This window comes from Kitasatospora purpeofusca (assembly GCF_000718025.1).
GTDB classification, from domain to species: Bacteria; Actinomycetota; Actinomycetes; order Streptomycetales; family Streptomycetaceae; genus Kitasatospora; species Kitasatospora purpeofusca.
This window is the reverse complement of sequence record NZ_JODS01000033.1, coordinates 60,728-78,351: the sequence shown is the minus strand read 5'-3', so window position 1 is coordinate 78,351 and position 17,624 is coordinate 60,728. Positions and strand designations below refer to the sequence as shown.

At 72.6% G+C, this 17,624-nt stretch carries 13 protein-coding genes and 1 pseudogene; 6 read left to right on the top strand and 8 right to left on the bottom strand.

Annotation, left to right across the window (positions count from 1 at the left end):
- The 7 genes and pseudogenes from IF01_RS51430 to IF01_RS0134235 all read right to left on the bottom strand — a co-directional run.
- Positions 1-240, bottom strand: a 240-nt coding sequence (locus IF01_RS51430; protein ID WP_244215718.1) for an acyltransferase domain-containing protein, incomplete at its 3' end; no start/stop codon positions are given.
- A 108-nt stretch (positions 241-348) separates the two neighbouring features.
- Positions 349-409 (bottom strand): annotated as a pseudogene (locus IF01_RS51820) (hypothetical protein); the annotation flags it as partial.
- Positions 399-4,880 carry a type I polyketide synthase gene (locus IF01_RS51220; RefSeq protein WP_094745713.1) on the bottom strand — a complete coding sequence of 1,494 codons (4,482 nt, stop codon included), beginning with the start codon at positions 4,878-4,880 and terminating at the stop codon, positions 399-401. The pseudogene IF01_RS51820 and the gene IF01_RS51220, both read right to left, overlap by 11 nt.
- A 339-nt stretch (positions 4,881-5,219) precedes the next feature.
- Entirely contained in the window at positions 5,220-5,756 is a 537-nt protein-coding gene (locus IF01_RS44575; protein ID WP_051742168.1) for a response regulator transcription factor, read from the bottom strand.
- Between the two features lie 429 nt (positions 5,757-6,185).
- Complete coding sequence (locus IF01_RS0134245; protein ID WP_030397511.1) at positions 6,186-6,395, bottom strand: ferredoxin; 210 nt, start codon at positions 6,393-6,395, stop codon at positions 6,186-6,188.
- Between the two features lie 2 nt (positions 6,396-6,397).
- Positions 6,398-7,600 carry a cytochrome P450 gene (locus IF01_RS0134240; RefSeq protein WP_030397510.1) on the bottom strand — a complete coding sequence of 401 codons (1,203 nt, stop codon included), beginning with the start codon at positions 7,598-7,600 and terminating at the stop codon, positions 6,398-6,400.
- Positions 7,601-8,062: 462 nt separating this feature from the next.
- Entirely contained in the window at positions 8,063-8,998 is a 936-nt protein-coding gene (locus IF01_RS0134235; protein WP_030397509.1) for an oxidoreductase, read from the bottom strand.
- Between the two features lie 82 nt (positions 8,999-9,080).
- Between IF01_RS0134235 and IF01_RS0134230 the strand changes: the two genes are divergently transcribed.
- Both IF01_RS0134230 and IF01_RS0134225 read left to right on the top strand, forming a co-directional pair.
- A complete protein-coding gene (locus IF01_RS0134230) occupies positions 9,081-9,692 on the top strand; it encodes a TetR family transcriptional regulator (RefSeq protein WP_030397508.1) in 612 nt (203 codons plus the stop codon).
- Between the two features lie 81 nt (positions 9,693-9,773).
- Positions 9,774-10,187, top strand: a complete 414-nt coding sequence (locus IF01_RS0134225) for a GNAT family N-acetyltransferase (protein ID WP_051756765.1) — start codon at positions 9,774-9,776, stop codon at positions 10,185-10,187.
- A gap of 127 nt (positions 10,188-10,314) precedes the next feature.
- On the opposite strand, the gene IF01_RS0134220 is transcribed toward IF01_RS0134225, so the two are convergent.
- Positions 10,315-12,672, bottom strand: coding sequence for a collagenase (locus IF01_RS0134220; RefSeq protein WP_030397506.1), 2,358 nt, complete (start codon positions 12,670-12,672; stop codon positions 10,315-10,317).
- 367 nt (positions 12,673-13,039) lie between these two features.
- Here IF01_RS0134220 and IF01_RS0134215 point away from each other — a divergent pair, with 367 nt between their 5' ends.
- The 4 genes from IF01_RS0134215 to IF01_RS0134200 all read left to right on the top strand — a co-directional run bounded on the left by IF01_RS0134215 (position 13,040) and on the right by IF01_RS0134200 (position 17,618).
- Positions 13,040-14,224: an aminotransferase class V-fold PLP-dependent enzyme gene (locus IF01_RS0134215; protein WP_037782219.1), complete on the top strand. Its 1,185-nt coding sequence runs from the start codon at positions 13,040-13,042 to the stop codon at positions 14,222-14,224.
- A 216-nt stretch (positions 14,225-14,440) separates the two neighbouring features.
- Positions 14,441-15,784, top strand: coding sequence for an extracellular solute-binding protein (locus tag IF01_RS0134210; RefSeq protein WP_030397504.1), 1,344 nt, complete (start codon positions 14,441-14,443; stop codon positions 15,782-15,784).
- Complete coding sequence (locus tag IF01_RS0134205; protein ID WP_030397503.1) at positions 15,781-16,713, top strand: carbohydrate ABC transporter permease; 933 nt, start codon at positions 15,781-15,783, stop codon at positions 16,711-16,713. Before IF01_RS0134210 ends, IF01_RS0134205 begins: the two co-directional genes overlap by 4 nt.
- On the top strand, positions 16,710-17,618 hold the full coding sequence (locus IF01_RS0134200; RefSeq protein WP_078880545.1) for a carbohydrate ABC transporter permease: 909 nt from the start codon (positions 16,710-16,712) through the stop codon (positions 17,616-17,618). Before IF01_RS0134205 ends, IF01_RS0134200 begins: the two co-directional genes overlap by 4 nt.
- The last annotated feature ends 6 nt before the right edge of the window (positions 17,619-17,624 follow it).

The following is a 17,624-nucleotide window of genomic DNA, read 5'->3' as shown; positions in this document are numbered from 1 at the left end:
GCCGGTGGTGAGGAGGGTGGTGAGGGCGGTGTCGAAGCGGACGGTTTCGCGCAGGTTGGTGAACCAGTAGGCGGCGTCCATGGTGGCGGTGTCGATGGCCTCGCCCGTGACCGTGGAGATCAGGAAGGTGTGGCCGGTGCGCGGCTCGACCGGGGCGAGGAGGTCGAGGAGTTCCTCGCGGAGTTCCTCGACCTGGGGGGAGTGGGAGGCGTAGTCGACGGCGATGCGGCGGGCCTGGATGCCGTCGGTCTCGCAGCGCGCGGCGAGGGTGTCGAGTTCCTCCGTGCGCGTCGTCGTCGCGGACCACGTCGAGCAGCGACCAGCCGTCCGTGAACGGCTCCAGCGCGAACGCGCACTCCGTCATCTTCTCGGCGAACACCGGCGAGAACTCCAGGAGTTCACGTGCCATGCCGATCCACTGCGAACCCTGGCCCGGGAACACGAACACGGCACCGTTCGCCGCACCCGGTCCGACCCGGCCCGTCGGTGACCCGCTCCAGCAGGCGCGCGGCCTGCTCGGTCAGCGCGGCCTCGCTCCGGGCCGACAGCACCCACGGCAGCGGACCCTCACCCGCGGCGCTGTCACCCGCCGCCTCGGGCGACCCCGCCGCCGGCTCCTCCGCCCCGGCGGCCGGCTCCTCGGGGGCGGCCTCCAGGATGACGTGGGCGTTGGTGCCGCTGATGCCGAAGGAGGACACGGCGGAACGGCGCGGGCGGTCCGACTCGGGCCACTCCCGCTGCTCGGTGAGCAGGCTGACGGCGCCGGACTCCCAGTCCACGTGGTGCGACGGGGTGTCGGCGTGCAGGGTGCGCGGCATCACGCCGTGGCGCATCGCCTCGATCATCTTGATCACACCCGCGACGCCGGCGGCGGCCTGGGTGTGACCGATGTTGGACTTCAACGACCCGAGCCAGAGAGGCTGTTCGGCGTCGCGGCCCTGACCGTAGGTGGCCAGCAGGGCCTGCGCCTCGATCGGGTCGCCCAGCGTCGTGCCGGTGCCGTGCGCCTCCACGGCGTCGACGTCGGCCGCGCCCAGCCGGGCGTTCGCCAGCGCGCCCCGGATCACCCGCTGCTGGGAGGGGCCGTTGGGCGCGGTGAGGCCGTTGCTGCCGCCGTCCTGGTTGACCGCCGAACCGCGCACCACCGCCAGCACCTGGTGGCCGTTGCGTCGCGCGTCGGAGAGGCGTTCGACGACCAGCAGGCCGACGCCCTCGCCCCAGCCGGTGCCGTCGGCGTCGTCGGAGAAGGCCTTGCAGCGGCCGTCGGCGGCGAGGCCGCGCTGACGGGAGAACTCGGCCAGGTGCAGGGCGACGAGCGAGGAGGAGCAGGCGGTGTCCACCGTCATCGCCGGGCCCTCCAGGCCCAGCAGGTAGGAGATCCGCCCGGACGCCACACTGGTGGTGGTGCCGGTGAGGCGGAAGCCCTCGGTGCCGTCGACGGGCGCGTTCAGCCGCGGGCCGTACTCCATGCCCATCGCACCGACGAAGACGCCGGTGCGGCTGCCGCGCAGCCCGTCGGGGTTGACGCCGGCCCGCTCCAGGGCCTCCCAGGCGGTCTCGACCAGCAGCCGCTGCTGCGGGTCCATCGCGGCGGCCTCGCGCGGGCTGATGCCGAAGAAGTCGGCGTCGAACTCGCTCGCCCCGGAGAGGAATCCGCCGTGCCGGGCGTAGCTGGTGCCGGGGTTGGCCGGGTCCGGGTGGTAGAGGCCGGCCAGGTCCCAGCCGCGGTCGGTCGGGAACTCGGAGATGGCGTCGGTGCCGTCGAGTACCGCCTGCCACAGCTGCTGCGGCGAGTCGATCCCCCCGGGCAGGTGGCAGGCCATGCCGACGACCACGATCGGGTCCTCGTCGGTGGCGGCGACCGGGGCGGCGGCCGGCCGGTCCTCGTCGGCGTCCAGTACGCCGACGATCCGCTCGTGCAGGTACGCGGTGAGGGCGTTCGGCGTCGGGTAGTCGAAGAGCACGCTGGCGGGCAGCCGCAGGCCGGTCGCCGAGGCGAGCCGGTTGCGCAGCTGCACGGAGAGCACGGAGTCGAAGCCCAGGTCGCGGAAGGTCTCGTCGGCGGCGAAGCCGGTCCCGCCGGTGCTCCCGGCCAGGTGCTCGGTGAGCCAGCGGCGCAGGAAGCCCTCGGGCTCGGCGCGGATCCGGTCGCGCAGGGCGAGGGTCGCGGAGCTGAGGTGCTGTTCGGCGGCGGGCGCGGCGGGGCGCTCGTCGAGCCAGTAGCGCTCGCGCTGGAAGGCGTAGGTCGGCAGGTCGACGGTCGGTGCCGCGCCGACGATCCCGGCCCAGTCGACGGCCGCACCGGAGACCCAGGCCTGGGCGAGGCCGGTGAGCAGGGTCTGCGGCTCGGGATGGTCGCGGTGCTGGAGCGCCACGGCGAGTTCGGTCTCGTCGGGCCGGACCAGCGGGGTCAGGGTGGCGTCGGGACCGAGTTCGACGAACCGGGTGACGCCCTGCTCGCGGCAGGCGGTGATCGCGTCGTGGAAGCGGACCGTCGCGCCGACGTGCCCGATCCAGTACTCCTCGGTCATCGGGGTGCCGGTGCGGCCGGTGACGGTGGAGACGATCGGGATGCTCGGCTCGGAGACGGTCAGGCCGTCGATCCGGCGGGCGAACTCGTCGAGCATGGGCAGGGTGAGCGGCGAGTGGGCGGCGTTCCGGACCCGGAGCCGGGTGGTGCGGCGGCCGCGGGCGCGGAAGTCGTCGGCGATCCGGGCCACCGACTCCTCGGCGCCGGAGAGGACGACCGAGGCCGGCCCGTTGATGACGCCGATGGAGACGTCGGTGACGCCGTCGAGCGCGGCGAGCGCCTCCTCCTCGGTCGCCTCGACGGCGATCATGGCGCCGCCGGCGGGCAGGGCCTCCATCAGTTCGCCGCGGGCGGCGGCGAGCGCGGCTGCCTCGGGCAGCGAGAGGGCGCCGGAGACGTGGGCGGCGACGATCTCGCCGAAGGAGTGGCCGACCAGCAGGTCCGGTTCGACGCCCCAGGAGGTGACCAGGCGGTAGAGGGCGACCTGGAAGGCGAACAGGGCGGGCTGCATGCAGCGCATGCCGTCCAGGGCGGCCGCGGCGTCGGCGCGCTCGCCGAACAGCACCTCGCGCAGGCCGAGGGCGGGGTCGAGGTGGGCGAGCACCTCGTCCAGGGCCTCGGCGAACACCGGGTAGGTGGCGTACAGTTCGCGCCCCATGCCGACCCGGTGGGCGCCGCCGCCGGCGAACAGGAAGGCCGTCCGGCCGGCCGGGGAGGCGAGGCCGCTGACGGCCTCCTCGTGCAGGCGCTCCAGGCGGGCGGTGAGGTCGGAGCGGTCCGTGCCGAGGACGACGGCGCGGTGCTCGAAGACGGAGCGGCCGGTGGCCAGTGAGCGGGCGATCCCGGCGGCGTCGGCCTCGGCCGCTCCGGGGGTGGCGTCCAGGTGGGCGAGCAGCTTGCCGGCCTGTGCCTCCAGCGCGCGGCCGGAGCGGGCGGACAGCACCCACGGCAGCGGGCCCCGCGCGGCGGCGGGCGTGGTGGCAGGCGTGGTGGCGGTGGCCGTCGAGGCGGTGCCGACCTGCGCGGCACCGCCCGCCGGGGCGGCGGCGTCCGTCGGGTGGCCGGCGTAGGGCCCCTCGGTGAGCACGACGTGGCAGTTGGTGCCGCCGATGCCGAAGGAGCTGACACCGGCGACCAGCGGGACCTCCGGGTCCGGCCAGGCGTCGAGTTCGGTCTGCACCCGGAGGTTGAGCTCGTCGAGCGGGATCGCCGGGTTGGCGGTGCGGAAGTGCAGGCTGGCGGGCAGCCGGCGGTGGCGCAGCGCCAGCGCGGCCTTCAGCAGGCCGACGATGCCGGCCGCGGCCTCCAGGTGCCCGATGTTGGTCTTGACCGAGCCGACCCGCAGCGGCCGGCGGCCGTCGGCGCCGCGGCCGATCACGGCGGACACCGCGGCGGCCTCGACCGGGTCGCCCACGGGGGTTCCGGTGCCGTGGAGCTCGACGTACTGGACGGCCTCGGTGCCGATCCCGGCGTTGGCGTAGGCCTGCCGCAGGACCTGCTGCTGGCCCGCGACGTCGGGGTCGCTGAGCCGCTCCCCGCCGCCGTCGTTGTTGACGGCGCTGCCCCGGATCACGCAGTAGACGGGGTCGCCGTCCGCGACGGCCTGCGCGAGCGGCTTGAGCAGGACCACGCCGCCGCCCTCGCCGCGGACGAAGCCGTCGGCGCTCTCGTCGAACACGGCGCAGCGGCCCTTGGCGGAGAGGGCGCCGAGGCCGGCGGCGGCCCGCATGCCGTCCGGGGAGAGGATCAGGTTGACGCCGCCGGCGAAGGCGAGGTCGGACTCGCCGCGGCGGATGCTCTCGCAGGCGAGGTGGACGGCGACCAGGGAGGAGGCCTGGGCCGCGTCGACGGCGAGGCTGGGGCCCTGGAGGCCGAGGGTCCAGGAGACCCGGTTGGCCACGACGGCCCGGTGCCGGCCGGTGAAGTCGTGCAGTTCGCCGTGGCCGGCCCGGTCGCCGCGGGCGGCGAGGGCGGCGTAGTCGTCCGAGGAGACGCCGACGAACACGCCGGTGCGCGAGCCGCGCAGCCGGTGGTCGGGCAGCCCGGCGTCCTCCATGGCCTCCCAGACGAGTTCCAGGGCGAGGCGCTGCTGCGGGTCCATGGCGGCGGCCTCGTCGGGCCCGACGCCGAAGAAGGCGGCGTCGAAGGTGCCGACCTCGTCGAGGAAGCCGCCGGTCCAGGAAGCGCCGCCGGGGCCGCGCTGCTCCGGCCAGGGGGAGAGGGCGTCGGTGCCCTCCGTCAGGAGTCGCCAGAACGCGGCCGGACCCGATGCCGAGGGGACCCGGCAGGAGGCTCCGATCACGGCGATGGCGGTGTCGTGGGTGCGGCCGATCGTCTGGTCACCGGACATGGAGGGCTTCATACCGGGAGTATCCGTTTCCGGACCGGACCGGGACTTCCGCCAGAGGAACGGCAGGGGAGCAGGGCTTCGGGGCAGGATCGGCGGCGCGAAACCAGGACTTTAGGCCAAGACGGGAGACCTGGTCCCGGGGGCCGGGCCGGGCCGGTGCCGCAGGTCCCGTGCCGTGGGTCCGGCGTCGCGGGTCCGCCGACCGCCCGAGGCCGGGTCAGTCTTCCCACCGGGGAGCGGTGTTGAACGCGGGCACGACAGCGGGGCGCCCGCACGGTGGTTCCGTGCGGGCGCCCCGCTGTCGTAGGGTCGTCCTCCTCGCCGGCCGCGGCCGTGGTCTCACATGGCCGCCGCCGAGGCGATCAGCTGCGCCCGGGAGGCCATGTGGGCCTTCGCGAGCACATTGGAGACGTGGAACTTGACGGTCTTTTCACTCAGGCCCAGCCGACGAGCGATCTCCTTGTTGGCCATGCCCCGCCGCACCAGCTGGAGCACCTCGGACTCGCGCGAAGTCAAGGGTGCGTGGGTGGGGACCACCGAGAGGGGGCGGGGCAGGGTGTCCCGCACGAACCGGAGGAGCAGGCCGCTGAGGCCGGGGGAGACGTAGCAGTCGCCGGTGGTGGCCCGGCGGACCGCTTCGACCAGGACCTCCTCGGGATCGTCGGAGTGCACGACGGCACGCACGTTGGCCTGGGTCAGACGGATCCAGTCGGCCGCGGTCTCGGCGTCCTCCACGACGACCACCAGGGCGGTGTCGAGGGCGGTCAGCTCGTGCAGGTGGTCGGTCTGCTTCCGGGCTTCGAGCACCACGACGTCCGGTTCGCGCACCGCCGTCGCCGTCAGCAGCCCGATGATGTCCGCCGCCTCGCCGACCACGGTCAGTGCGTCGTCCTGCTTCAGTGCCCCACGAATGCCCAGTCGCGCGTAGGGGTGTCTACTGCATACAAATACTCGTGTCTGGCTGCTGCCACTATCCAACTTTTCCGCTCTCCTGTTATGTGGGCACACAGGGGTGAGGGGCGGGGCCGGCCGGGCGCGGAAGATCGCCGCTCCGTGCTCGGTCCGCATTTCCGGGCAGCGCGAAACAGCGGTCGCGCGGCGCGGTGAAATGGACAGTAAAAGACGTTCTCGAAATCGCCGGGAAATCCGTTGAGAACCGCTTCGGGTGCGCGGTTCACCCGGGCCGGATCATCCGGTCGCCCGCGCGGGAGAATTCTGCGGGCGACCGGATTCCGGACAGCGGTGCGGGATGGCAGGCGGATTGTCGAGACGCGGTCTGCTCGCCCCCGTGCAGTGCTGCGTCTGTCAGTCCGTCGAATTCCGGTGGGAGATCTCGATGGCGCCCACCGGACACAGCTGGGCGGCGCGTTCGACCGCCTCCCGGAGGTGCTCCGGCGGCTGGGAGATCCGCAGCAGCACCATGCCGTCCCGACTGTCCTGGTCGAACACGTCGGGCACGGTCTCCACGCAGTTGCCGGACCCGCAGCACAGGTCCCGGTCGACAGTGATGTGCATGGTCACCACGTCACCGGCAGTTCGCCCAGCCCGAAGGTGACCGCCTCGTGGCGCTTCGGGACGTCCGCCAGGGTCGTCTCCGACCGGAGGCCGGGGAACTGCTTGGCCAGCTGGACCAGGGCGATCCGCAGCTCGGCCCGGGCCAGCGGCTGGCCGATGCACTGGTGCAGGCCGAAGCCGAACGCCATGTGCCGGTGGGCCTCGTTGCGCCGGGGGTCGAAGAACTCGGGGTCGTGGAAGACCGACTCGTCCCGGTTGGCCATCGACAGCATCGCCACGACGCTCTCGCCGGCCTTGATCTCCCGGCCGCCGATGACGGCGTCCTCCAGCGCGAGCCGCGGGAGACCGGTCCGGACGACGGTGCAGTACCGGAGCAGTTCCTCGACGAGGTTGGGCGCCAGGCCCGGGTCCTCGCGCAGGGCGTCCAGGTGCTCGGGGTGCTCCAGCAGGGCCAGCGCCGACATCCCGATCATGTTCGCGGTGGTCTCGTGGCCCGCCACCAGCAGCAGCATGGCCATGCTCAGGAGCTCCTCCTCCTTGAGCTCCCCCGGGATCACGCGCTCGGTCACCAGTCGGCTGAGCAGGTCCTCGCCGGGGTGGGTCCGCTTGTGCGTGATCAGGTCGCCCAGCAGGCCGTTCAGGGCCTCCATGGCGGCGCCGACCTCGGCCGGACCGGAGTTCCGGTCCATGATCGCGCGGCTGTGGTGCTGGAAGAAGTCGTGGTCCGAGTAGGGCACACCGAGCAGGTGGCAGATCGTCATCGACGGCACCGGCAGCGCGAACTCGTTCATCAGGTCGGCCGGCGGGCCGATCTCGCGCATGCGGCCGAGGGCCTCGTTGACGGTCTCCTCGATCAGCGGCTCGATCCGCCGGATGTTCTTGATCATGAACTCGGCGGTCAGCATGCGCCGGAAGCGGCTGTGGGCGTCGCCGTCCATGAAGATGAACAGCCCGGACGCGCCCTCGCGCGTCGGCGGGATCGGGTTGAGGACCGGGAACCCGGGGCGGTACTGGTCGGAGCTGAAGCCCGGGTGGCGCAGCAGCTGCCGCACGTCCTCGTGCTTGGTGATCAGCCAGGCCCAGCCGCCGAAGGGGAGTCTGATTCTGCCGGTCGACTCGTCGAGGTGCTTCAGGTCGTAATCTCTGACCGGAATGAACGGGTCGTCGTCCGACCCGATGAACGGGAACGCCGGAAAGGCGGTCACATCAACGCTTGCTACTTCCCCCACTTTTACCCCCGTGGATGGAGCTTGACATTGAGCCATCACCCTAACAGGTCGTCATCGGACGGATCTTCGATAGTGATCCACCTCACATGCCCCTGGCGGTTGACTCGGGGAAAGCCGTTGATTCGTCGGAGAAGAGGCTCCGGGAAGCGGTCGGAGGTATTCCGTTCGTGATGGTCGGAGGGGGCTGTGGAATTGTTCGGGCGAGATCGTGAATGGGAATGCCGAGATTCCCGGTGCCGCCGCGGGGAGAACGGGGAGCCGGGGTTCGGGAGATGTGAACGAGTTGTTCCCGCGGGGGGCGCGGGCGGTGCGGGGGTGCGTGTGGTGCGGGCGTGCGGGTGGTGCAGGGGCCGACGCGCATGCCGGGGGCGTCATGCGCGGCGGCCCCTGGTACGGGTGCCGGGGCCGGTCGGGTCGGGCGGACGGGCCCCGGTCGGGTCAGGCGACGGCGGGGAAGGCGAACCGGACGGCGGTCAGCCGCTCCGACAGCTCCCACAGGCGCTTGCCGGTCTCGGCGTCGGCGGCCGACGGGGCCAGCTGGACCACCTTCGGGGTGCCGCGCAGCTCGGCCATCCCGTCGGGTCCGATGAACTGTCCCGACTCGACCTCCGCGGCGGTGGCGGCGAACAGTTGGGGCAGCGCGCCCTGGTCCGGAGCCTGGGCGAGCGGGGTGAGGATGCGGCCGAAGAGCACCTTGACCATGCCGACCGGGGAACTGGTCTGGAGGTTGGTGGCGGTGTAGCCGGGGTGCGCGAGCAGGCTGCGGACCGGGCTGCCGGCCGCGGCGAGACGCTGGTGGAGCTCCCAGCCGAACACGGCGTTGGCGAACTTCGACTGGTTGTAGTAGCCCATCGGCGAGTACTTGCGCTCGCCGGAGAGGTCGTCGAAGAAGACCTTGCCCTGCCGGTGGTTGGTCGAGCTCACCGTGACCACCCGCGGGTCCTTGCCCTCGGCCAGGAGGTCGAGCAGCAGTCCGGTGAGGGCGAAGTGGCCGAGGTGGTTGGCGGCGAACTGGATCTCGTGGCCCTGCGCGTTCAGCGTCCGCGGCGGCGCCATCACGCCCGCGTTGTTGACGAGGACGTCCGGGCGGGTCCCGTCGGCGCGCAGCCGTTCGGCGAAGGCGCGGACCGAGTCGAGGTCGGCCAGGTCGAGGCGGCGGACCTCCAGGCGGGCGCCCGGCTGCGCGGCCGTGATCTCGGCGGCCGCCCGCCGGCCCTTGGCCTCGTCGCGGACGGCGAGGACCACCTGGCCGCCCTTGCGGGCGATCGCCCGGGTGGTCGCCAGGCCGAGGCCGCTGTTCGCCCCGGTGACGACGAACACCCGCCCCGTCTGGTCCGGAATCCGATCGGCGGTCCAGCCCTGCTGCTTCGTCATGCGTCACACGTTGCCCTACCTGTCACCGAGTGTCAAGCGCGCCCTTAGGGGTCAATGACGGCGCGGCGTGTAACATGAGGGGGTGACTACCCGCCCTGAAGCGAGCCTGGCCCAGCGCAAGCGTCAGCTGGTCTCCGACGAGCTGTCCCAGGCCGCGCTGAACCTCCTGGCGCAGAAGGGGTTCGACGCGGTCACGGTCGACGAGATCGCGGCCGCCGCCGGCATGTCCAAGCGCACCTTCTTCCGCTACTTCGCGTCCAAGGAGGACGTGGTCGTCCAGTTCCTCGGGGAGATGGGCGCCGGCATGCGGGCCGAGCTCGCCGGCCGGCCGGCCGAGGAGTCGCCGTCGGTGGCACTGCGGCACACCGTCTGGGTCTCCATCGACGCCTGCGCCGGCCATGCCGAGCAGGCGCTGCGGGTGGTGCAGCTGATCCTGGGCACGCCGGCGCTGCACGCCCGATTCCTGGAGCGCCAGGCGCAGTGGCGCGACGAACTGGCGGCCGAGCTGGCCGACCGGCTGGGCCTGGGCTCCGCGACCGGCCTCCACCCCCGGCTCGCCGCGGGGATGGCGCTGACCGCGTTCGACGTCGTCCTGCAACTGTGGAGCGCCAGCGACGGCGCCGAGGACCCGGCCGAACTGACCGACCGCGCCTTCGCCACCATCGCCCCCGCCCTGGACGCCCTGCCGGCCTAGGCCGCCCGGCGCGTCCTCGCACGTGTTCGCGGGTCCGCGGGGGTGTGAGCACGGCCGCGGGCGCGTGGCAGGCTGCTCCGTATGGTGATCAATGATTCGTCGCCGGCCGGCGACGAGGTGCTGGCGGTCCGTCCCGAGCTGACGGACGCCGAGCTCAACGAGTTGTTCGGCGCGTCCTGGCCGGAACACCGGGCGACCTCCTTCGCGCCGGTGCTGGCCCGCAGTCTGACCTGGATCGCGGCGCGCCGGGGGGACCGGCTGGTCGGATTCGTCAATGTCGTGGGGGACGGCGGCGCGCACGCCTTCGTCCTGGACACGACCGTGCATCCGGACGAGCGCCGGCGGGGGCTCGGGGTGCGGCTGGTGCAGGCCGCCGCCGACGAGGCGAGGGCGCGCGGTGCCGAGTGGCTGCACGTCGACTACGAGCCGCACCTGGAGTCCTTCTACGGCCGATGCGGATTCCGGCCGACCGCCGCCGGGCTCAGGCGGCTCTGAGCGGAGCATGTGCCCCGGGCCCCGGCGTCGGGGCCCGGAACGCCGTACGGCCCCGGACGGTGGTCCGGGGCCGTACGGGTCGTGGCGGGGCGGGCCGGTCGGGCACCGCCCCCCGTGCGGGGAGGGGTTACCGGCGCAGCGGGCCCTCGCAGGTGTAGTCGGCGGTGCCGGCGCGGCCGGTGGGCCAGACGTCGACCTGGCCGAACCAGCAGTTCATGTCGGCGAGGTTGTTGGCGGCGGCGCCGCCCCGGGTGAGCAGGAAGTAGTCGACGGTGGCGGCCATGTCCGCGCGGACCTTGCCGGCGTCGAGGGTGTTGGTGAGGTTGGCGGTCATCCGGCCGGTGCAGGTGAACCGCATGGTGTTGTTCCAGTCGGCGTTGTCCTTGCAGACCGGGGTGTTCTGGGTGGCGCGGGTGAACGCGTCCTGGACCTCGGAGGCCCAGGCGTAGCTGAGCCGGCTGTTCGGCGTGTAGTCGGTGACCGGCACGTAGAGGTTGTCGGCGAGCGGGATCTCGGCGTCCAGGAAGGCGTTGTACTCGCGCTGGAGGTCGGCGTCCCGGCCGAGGCGGTCGCGCCAGGCGTTGTAGCCGGTGACGTCGTCGGCGCGCAGCAGCCGGTACATCTCGGCGAGCTGGTCGGGGTGGCGCTCGCCGAGCAGGTTGAAGAAGGTGGCCGCGTACGGGTAGACGCGGAAGCCGAGGCTGTTCCAGCTGGCGTGCAGGATCTGATCGATCGTCAGGCGCGGTGTGCCGGAGGCGCCTTCCTGGGCGATCTGGCGGACCATGTACTTGCGGGCCTTGACGCCGTCCTTGGAGGTGGAGCCGGCGAAGTACTCGGCGGTGCCCTCGTTCATCGCGAAGGTGGCGTCGCTGGGCCAGCGGGTGGTGTAGCCGGACTCCGGGATCGCCCAACGGGCGTTCAGGTAGTGGGTGTACTCGTGCCGGAAGAGCTCCTCCAGGCTGAAGTACGACTCGGCGGTGGTCCGCTGGTAGGTGTAGAAGGTGGAGTTCTCCTCGATGAACATGCCGCCGTTCTCGACGTCGCCGATCCCGAACAGCAGGTACTGGAGCGAGCGGTAGTTCGTCTTGGTGTCGTACAGCTGCACCGTGAGGGTGGGGTGGGTGTCGTCGGCGAGCGGCCGGTCGGTGCCCAGGACCCGGAAGAACTGGGCCTTGACCTGCTTGGTGGCGTAGTACAGCTGGTCGGCGGTGGCCCGGTCGAGGGCGGTGCGGATGACCAGGGTGCCGTTGTCGTAGGTGTAGGTGTTCGGGAAGAACTGCTGGGTCAGCTCGGCCCGGCAGGCCCCGTACTGGCCGCAGAGGCCGAACTCGTTGAGCGGGACGGCCAGGTTGAGCCAAGGGCGGCTGAGGCGGCCGAAGTTGTTCTGGACGGTGCTGACCACGCCGCCGATCTCGGCCTTGATCTCGCCCTTGAGCGAGTCCACCAGGGTGTACCGGGCGTACTCGTTCATGGCGTCGCCGACGGCCCACTCGGTCTCGGTGCCCTTGAGGTGGCCGTAGCCGGAGAAGGCGCGGATCGCCTGCCGGTAGCCGGGGTTGGCGACGGCCGCGGCGCGGAAGGCGCCGCCGTCCTCGACGATGTTGTTGACGCCCTGGAAGTTGAGCTGGAGCGCGGCCTGCAGGGCCCAGTTCCAGCCCTGGTCGCCGATGTACTTGGTGCCGGGGGTGGCGTACTGGCGCAGCACCCGCTCCAGCAGCGGGAGCCGGCCGGGGCGCAGCTTCGGGGCGGTGGAGGCCTGGATCAGCTCGCCCATGGTGAAGCCGGCGGCGGTGGTCTGGTCGAACGCCCGGGGGTTGGCGGTGTAGGCGGTGATCGCGCGGTCGATCGCGGCCGCGGTGGCGTCGTCGTTGAGGTCGAACTCGCGGTGGCTGTAGTCGAAGTAGACCGCGACGTGCAGGAAGTACCAGAGTTCCTGCTGGTTGCGGTTGTTGGCGCTGTCGAAGCCGGGGGAGAGGGCGGTGATCCGGTCGGCGACGGCGCGCACGTGGGCCGGGGTCAGCACCTTGGTGAGCTCGGGGCTCCAGTCGACCAGCAGCGGGCGCAGACAGCCCTCGTAGGTGTGCGAGCGGTCGGCGAGGAAGTCGGCCAGGGCGGCCGGGGAGAGGGCGGTGAAGGAGGCGAGCGAGCAGGCCGCGGCGGCGTCGGCGGCGGTCGGGGCGGCCTGGGCGGCGGGGGTGGCCGGGTCGGCGGCGGGCCGGGTGGCGTCCGTGGTGGGCTGGAGCGTCTCGTTGCCCGGTGCCCCCTCGGGGCCGGGGGCGCCGGTGGTGGTGCTGCCGTGGGCGACGTCGCCGGCCGGGCCGGCCGGGTGGGCGGTGGTCCCGCCGAAGGCGGCGGCCGGGTCGGTGGTCCGCCCGGAGGCGGCGGGGGGTGCGACGGCCTGGGCGCTCTGGACGAGCGGGGCGGCCAGGGTGACTGCGAGGGCCGCGGAGAGCAGGACCGAGCGCAGGCGGGGGGTGGTTGGCACAGGAGCTCCAGACGAGCATGTGGGGGGATGCGCGGGACGGGGCGTGTTGGGGTCCGGAGCCGTGGGGGGCGCCGGGTCCGCCGGACCGCGCGGGAGTCTGATGACGTCGAGGGAAACGATGATGATCTCTCGACTCACTGGCCAGTAAAATAGTAATGTCAAATTGCATTGCGCAAGGGCTGGTGGGAGGGCAGATCGGCCGCCGGTAACGAGAGGGTCTCGACCGGGGGTCGTGGTGCGCAGGGTCTTGACGGGGAATCGACCGGGGGCGTTTGCTGGCTCCCGCTCGTTGAACGTTGATCGGTTCTGTTTGTTTGTGTGGGATTTGAACGTTCAAATCACTGCGCCGCCCGACCAAGGAAAGGTCATGCCCGAGTACCTCAAGAAGTTCGCCGAGCCGTTCGGCTACCTGGACTTCGCCCGCTTCGGGCCGGTGTCGGAACCGGTCCGCCGGGTGCTGCTCCGCGAGGCCGACCGGCTCCACCGGCACGGCTGGGACGCGCTCGAGAGCCTCGACGCGGACACCGCGACGGCGGCCCGGACTGCGGGCGGGCTGCTGGGCTCCGCCCCGCACGAGATCGCCTTCGTCGGCTCCACCTCGCACGGGCTCTTCGCCGCCGCCCACGCGGTCGGCGCCGGTGCGGGGCGCCGCGGATCCGCCCCGGACGGCACCGTGCTGGTGGCGCGGAACGACTTCCCCGGCGCCGTCTACCCGTGGCTGCGCGCCGCCGACAACGGCGGGCTCGCGGTCCGCCAGCTCGAAGGCCCGGTCACCCCCGACCTGGTCCGGGAGCACCTGGACGACCGGGTGCGCGCCGTCGCCGTCTGCGCCGTCGACGCCGCGACCGGGTACCGGGCGCCGCTGGCCGCGATCAAGGAACTGATCGGGCCGAACCGGATCCTGGTGGTCGACGCCGTCCAGGCCCTCGGCGCCGTGGAGTTCGCCGCCGACGCGGCCGACGTGCTCGCCGCCGGCGGCCAGAAGTGGCTCCGGGCCGGCTGGGGCGCGGCCGTCCTGATGGTCCGCGACCGGATCGCCGACCGGATCGGGCCCGGGCTCAGTGGCTGGTCCGGGGTGGTCGACCCGATCGACGCGCCCGCCCACCCCTGCCCGCCCCGGCCCGGCGCCGTCGCCCACACCCTCACCAACCCCGACGGCCCCGCCGTCGCCGCCCTGGGCGCCGCGCTCGCCCTGGTCGGGGAGGAGGGCGCCGGCCGGATCGAGGCCAGGATCGGCGAGGTGCTCGGCGGACTGCTCGCCGCGGCCCGCGCCGCGGGCGCCGAGACCGGCGGCGGTCCGACGGCGGACGCCCCCTACGGCTCCTGGCGCGGCACCGGCGACCCGGTCGCCGGCGGCAGCGGGATCGCCCGGCTGCGGCTGCCCGGCGCCGACCCCGCCGCCGTCCACCGCGCGCTGACCGCCGCGGGCCTGGCCACCACCCTCCGGGCCGGCTGGATCCGGCTCTCCCCGCACGCGAGCACCGACCCCGGGACCGCCGAGCTGCTCGGCGGGACGCTCGCCCACGTACGGCGGGGCGCCCGCACCGCCTGAGCGGACGCCCCGCGCCCGGCCGTCCCCGTCCCAGGGCGGGGCGGCCCGGCACCCCCGCACCACCCCGCACCACCCGGCACCACGGAGCACCACCCGCACGACCCCGCACCATCCAGCACTACGCCGCACCACCTGCACCGCCCCGCATGCACCACCTGGCACCACCGACGTCCCACCCCGTCCCGCTCGACGTCCACCCCCTCAGAAGGGCATGCCATGTCACACCTCTCCCGTCGCGACCTGCTGCGCGCCTCCGGCGCCGGCCTGCTCACCCTCACCGCAGGCGGCGCCCTCGCCGCCTGCGGCGGCTCCAACGGCTCCGGCTCCTCCGGTGGGGACGCCGCCACCGGCAACATCACCGTCTGGTCCTGGACCAGCGCCGCCGACGCCCTGCGCGGCGTCGTGCCCGCCTTCGAGAAGGACAACCCGGGCATCAAGGTCGACGTCCAGGACGTCGGCAACCCGGCCATCTGGGACAAGATCACCGTCGGCCTGGCGGCCGGCGGCCAGGGCCTCGCCGACGTCCTGCACATCGGCTGCGACTACCTGCCCGGCTACCTGGAGAAGTTCCCCAACGGCCTCGCCGACCTCTCCGCGCTCGGCGCCGACGCCCACAAGGACAAGTTCGCCAAGGGCCTGTGGCCGGTCGTCACCGACAAGGACGGCAAGGCCCGCGCCCTCCCCTGGGAGGTCAACGCCCAGGGCTTCTTCTACCGCAAGGACATGTTCGACCGGGCCAAGCTCGACCCGACCACGTTCGAGACCTGGGACGACGTGATCGCCGGCGCCGACGCCTTCAAGGCGGCCAACCCCGGTGTCGGCGTGCTCGGCATCAACAAGCCCGGCACCCCCGGCCCCGACGTCGACTTCCTGCAGTCCCTGATGCAGCAGCAGGGCGCGTTCTACTTCGACCTCAAGGGCGACATCACCCTGACCTCGCCCGAGTGCGTCCGCGCCCTCACCCTGGTCAAGCGCCTCAACGACGCCGGACTCGTCATCGAGACGCCCGGCTCCACCGCCTGGCGCACCCAGATGAAGGACAGCCAGCTCGGCGCCGGCCCGCAGCCGTCCTGGGCCGCGCACTACATCGAGACCAAGTTCCCCGACCTGAGCGGCAACTGGCGGCTCACCCGGCCGCCGGCCGTCACCCCCGGCGGCAAGCGCACCGCCATCGTGAACACCACCCACCTGGCCGTCGCCGCCTCCAGCCCCCGCCGCACCGCCGCCTGGAAGTTCGTCGAGTACGCGCTCACCCGGGCCGACTCGGTCAACGCCATGTTCAAGGCCGGCAGCGTCTTCCCGGCGCTCACCGCCGCCTACCAGGACCCGATCTACAGCGAGCCGAGCGCCTACTACGGCGGCCAGCCGGTCCTGAAGACCTTCACCGACCTGCTCTCCGAGGGCGGCGACGCCACCAACTACTCCGGCGACTACGCCCGCGCCCTCAAGCTGGTCAGCGACGCCCAGACCAAGGTCCTGGTCAAGGGCGGCGACCCGGCCGAGGCGCTCCAGGAAGCGGCCAAGCAGCTGGCCCAGCAGACCGGGCGCAAGATCAAGTGACGGCCGCCGCTCCTCCGGTCACCCGGCCCGCCGCCCCGGCGGCGGTCCGCCCGGCCGCCGTCCGGCGCGCCAGGCTCCGCCGCCGGGCCGTGCCCTACCTGCTGCTCGCGCCCGCGCTGATCCTGTTCGGGGTCTTCAAGGCCTACCCGATCATCTCCTCGATGCTGCTGTCGCTGACCGCCGGCTCCGGCAGCGTCACCCACAGCGCGGGCCTCTCCAACTACCAACGGCTGCTGCACGACCCGCTGTTCTGGACCGCGCTCGGCAACACCGCCCGGATCCTGGTGGTCCAGGTCCCGGTGATGCTCGCGCTCGCCCTCCTGCTCGCGGTCGGCCTCAACGCGGCGTTCGTCCGCTGGCGCACCGTGTGGCGGCTCGGCGTCTTCATGCCCACCGTCACCGGACTGGTCGCCACCGGCATCCTGTTCTCCTTCCTCCTCAACACCAAGGACGGTGCGGTCAACAACCTGCTGGACTCGATCGGCCTGCCCACCGTCGACTGGTTCGGCGACGGCTTCTGGGCCCGGATGGCCGTCGTCCTCGTGCTGACCTGGCACTACACCGGCTACAACGCCGTCATCTACCTGGCCGGCCTGCAGGGCATCCCCAAGGAGCTGTACGAGGCGGCCATGGTCGACGGCGCCGGACCGGTCCGCCGGTTCCGCTCCGTCACCCTGCCCGCGCTGCGGCCCGTGCTGCTGTTCACCGTGGTGCTCTCCACCATCGGCACCCTCCAACTCTTCGACGAGCCCTACGTCCTGACCCGCGGCGGCCCCGACAACGCGACCCTCACGGTCTCGATGTACCTGTACGACAACGGCTTCCGCTACTTCGACTTCGGCTACGCCTCCGCCATCGCCTACGCCCTCACCCTGCTCGTCTCGGTGCTCGGCGCGGCCCAGATGCGCCTGATGGGAGAACGCGAATGACCTCTGCCGCCACCTCCGTCGAGCCCGTCGCACCGGGCCCGGCGGCCCCGCCCGCCAAGCCGGCGCCGACCGGCCCGAGCCCCTGGCGCCGAGTCCGCGGCTGGCCGCTCACCCTGGTGCTCGCCGCCGTCACCGGACTGTCGATCGCCCCGTTCTACTGGCTGGTGGTCTCCGCCACCCGCAGCGACGGCGAGATCTTCTCCTGGCCGCCGAAGCTGCTGCCCGGTTCCCACCTGGGCGACAACATCGGACACCTCCAGGACCGGGTCGGCCTCGGCCGGGTGCTGCTCAACTCGCTGCTGGTGTCCGGCCTGCAGACCCTCGGCGGGCTCGTCGTGGCGCTGCTGGCCGGGTACGCCTTCGCCAAGTTCCGGTTCCGCGGCCGCACGGTGCTGTTCGCCGTACTGCTGTCGACCCTGGTCGTGCCGGACCAGGTCATGCTCGTCCCGCTGTTCAAGATGATGATGTCCTTCGGGATGCTCGACAGCTACCAGGCGCTGATCCTGCCCGGCCTGTGCGTGCCGTTCGCGATCTTCCTGATGCGGCAGTCCCTCAGCGCCATGCCGGACGAACTCCTCGACGCCGCCCGGGTCGACGGCGCCGGCGAACTCCGGGTGCTGTTCGGCATCGTGGTACCGGTCATGCGGCCGGTGCTCGCCGCCCTGGGCATCTTCCTCTTCCTCGGCTCCTGGAACAGCTTCGTCTGGCCGCTGATCGCCCTGCGCAGCACCGACATGCACACCCTGCCGGTCGCCCTCGCCACCCTCCAGGGCATGAAGGCCAACACCGACTACGGCTCGATCCTCGCCGGAACCGCCATATCCACCCTGCCGATGATGGTCCTCTTCCTGGTCCTCCAGCGGCAGTTCATCTCCGGCCTGCTGGCCGGTGCCACGAAGGGCTGAACCGAA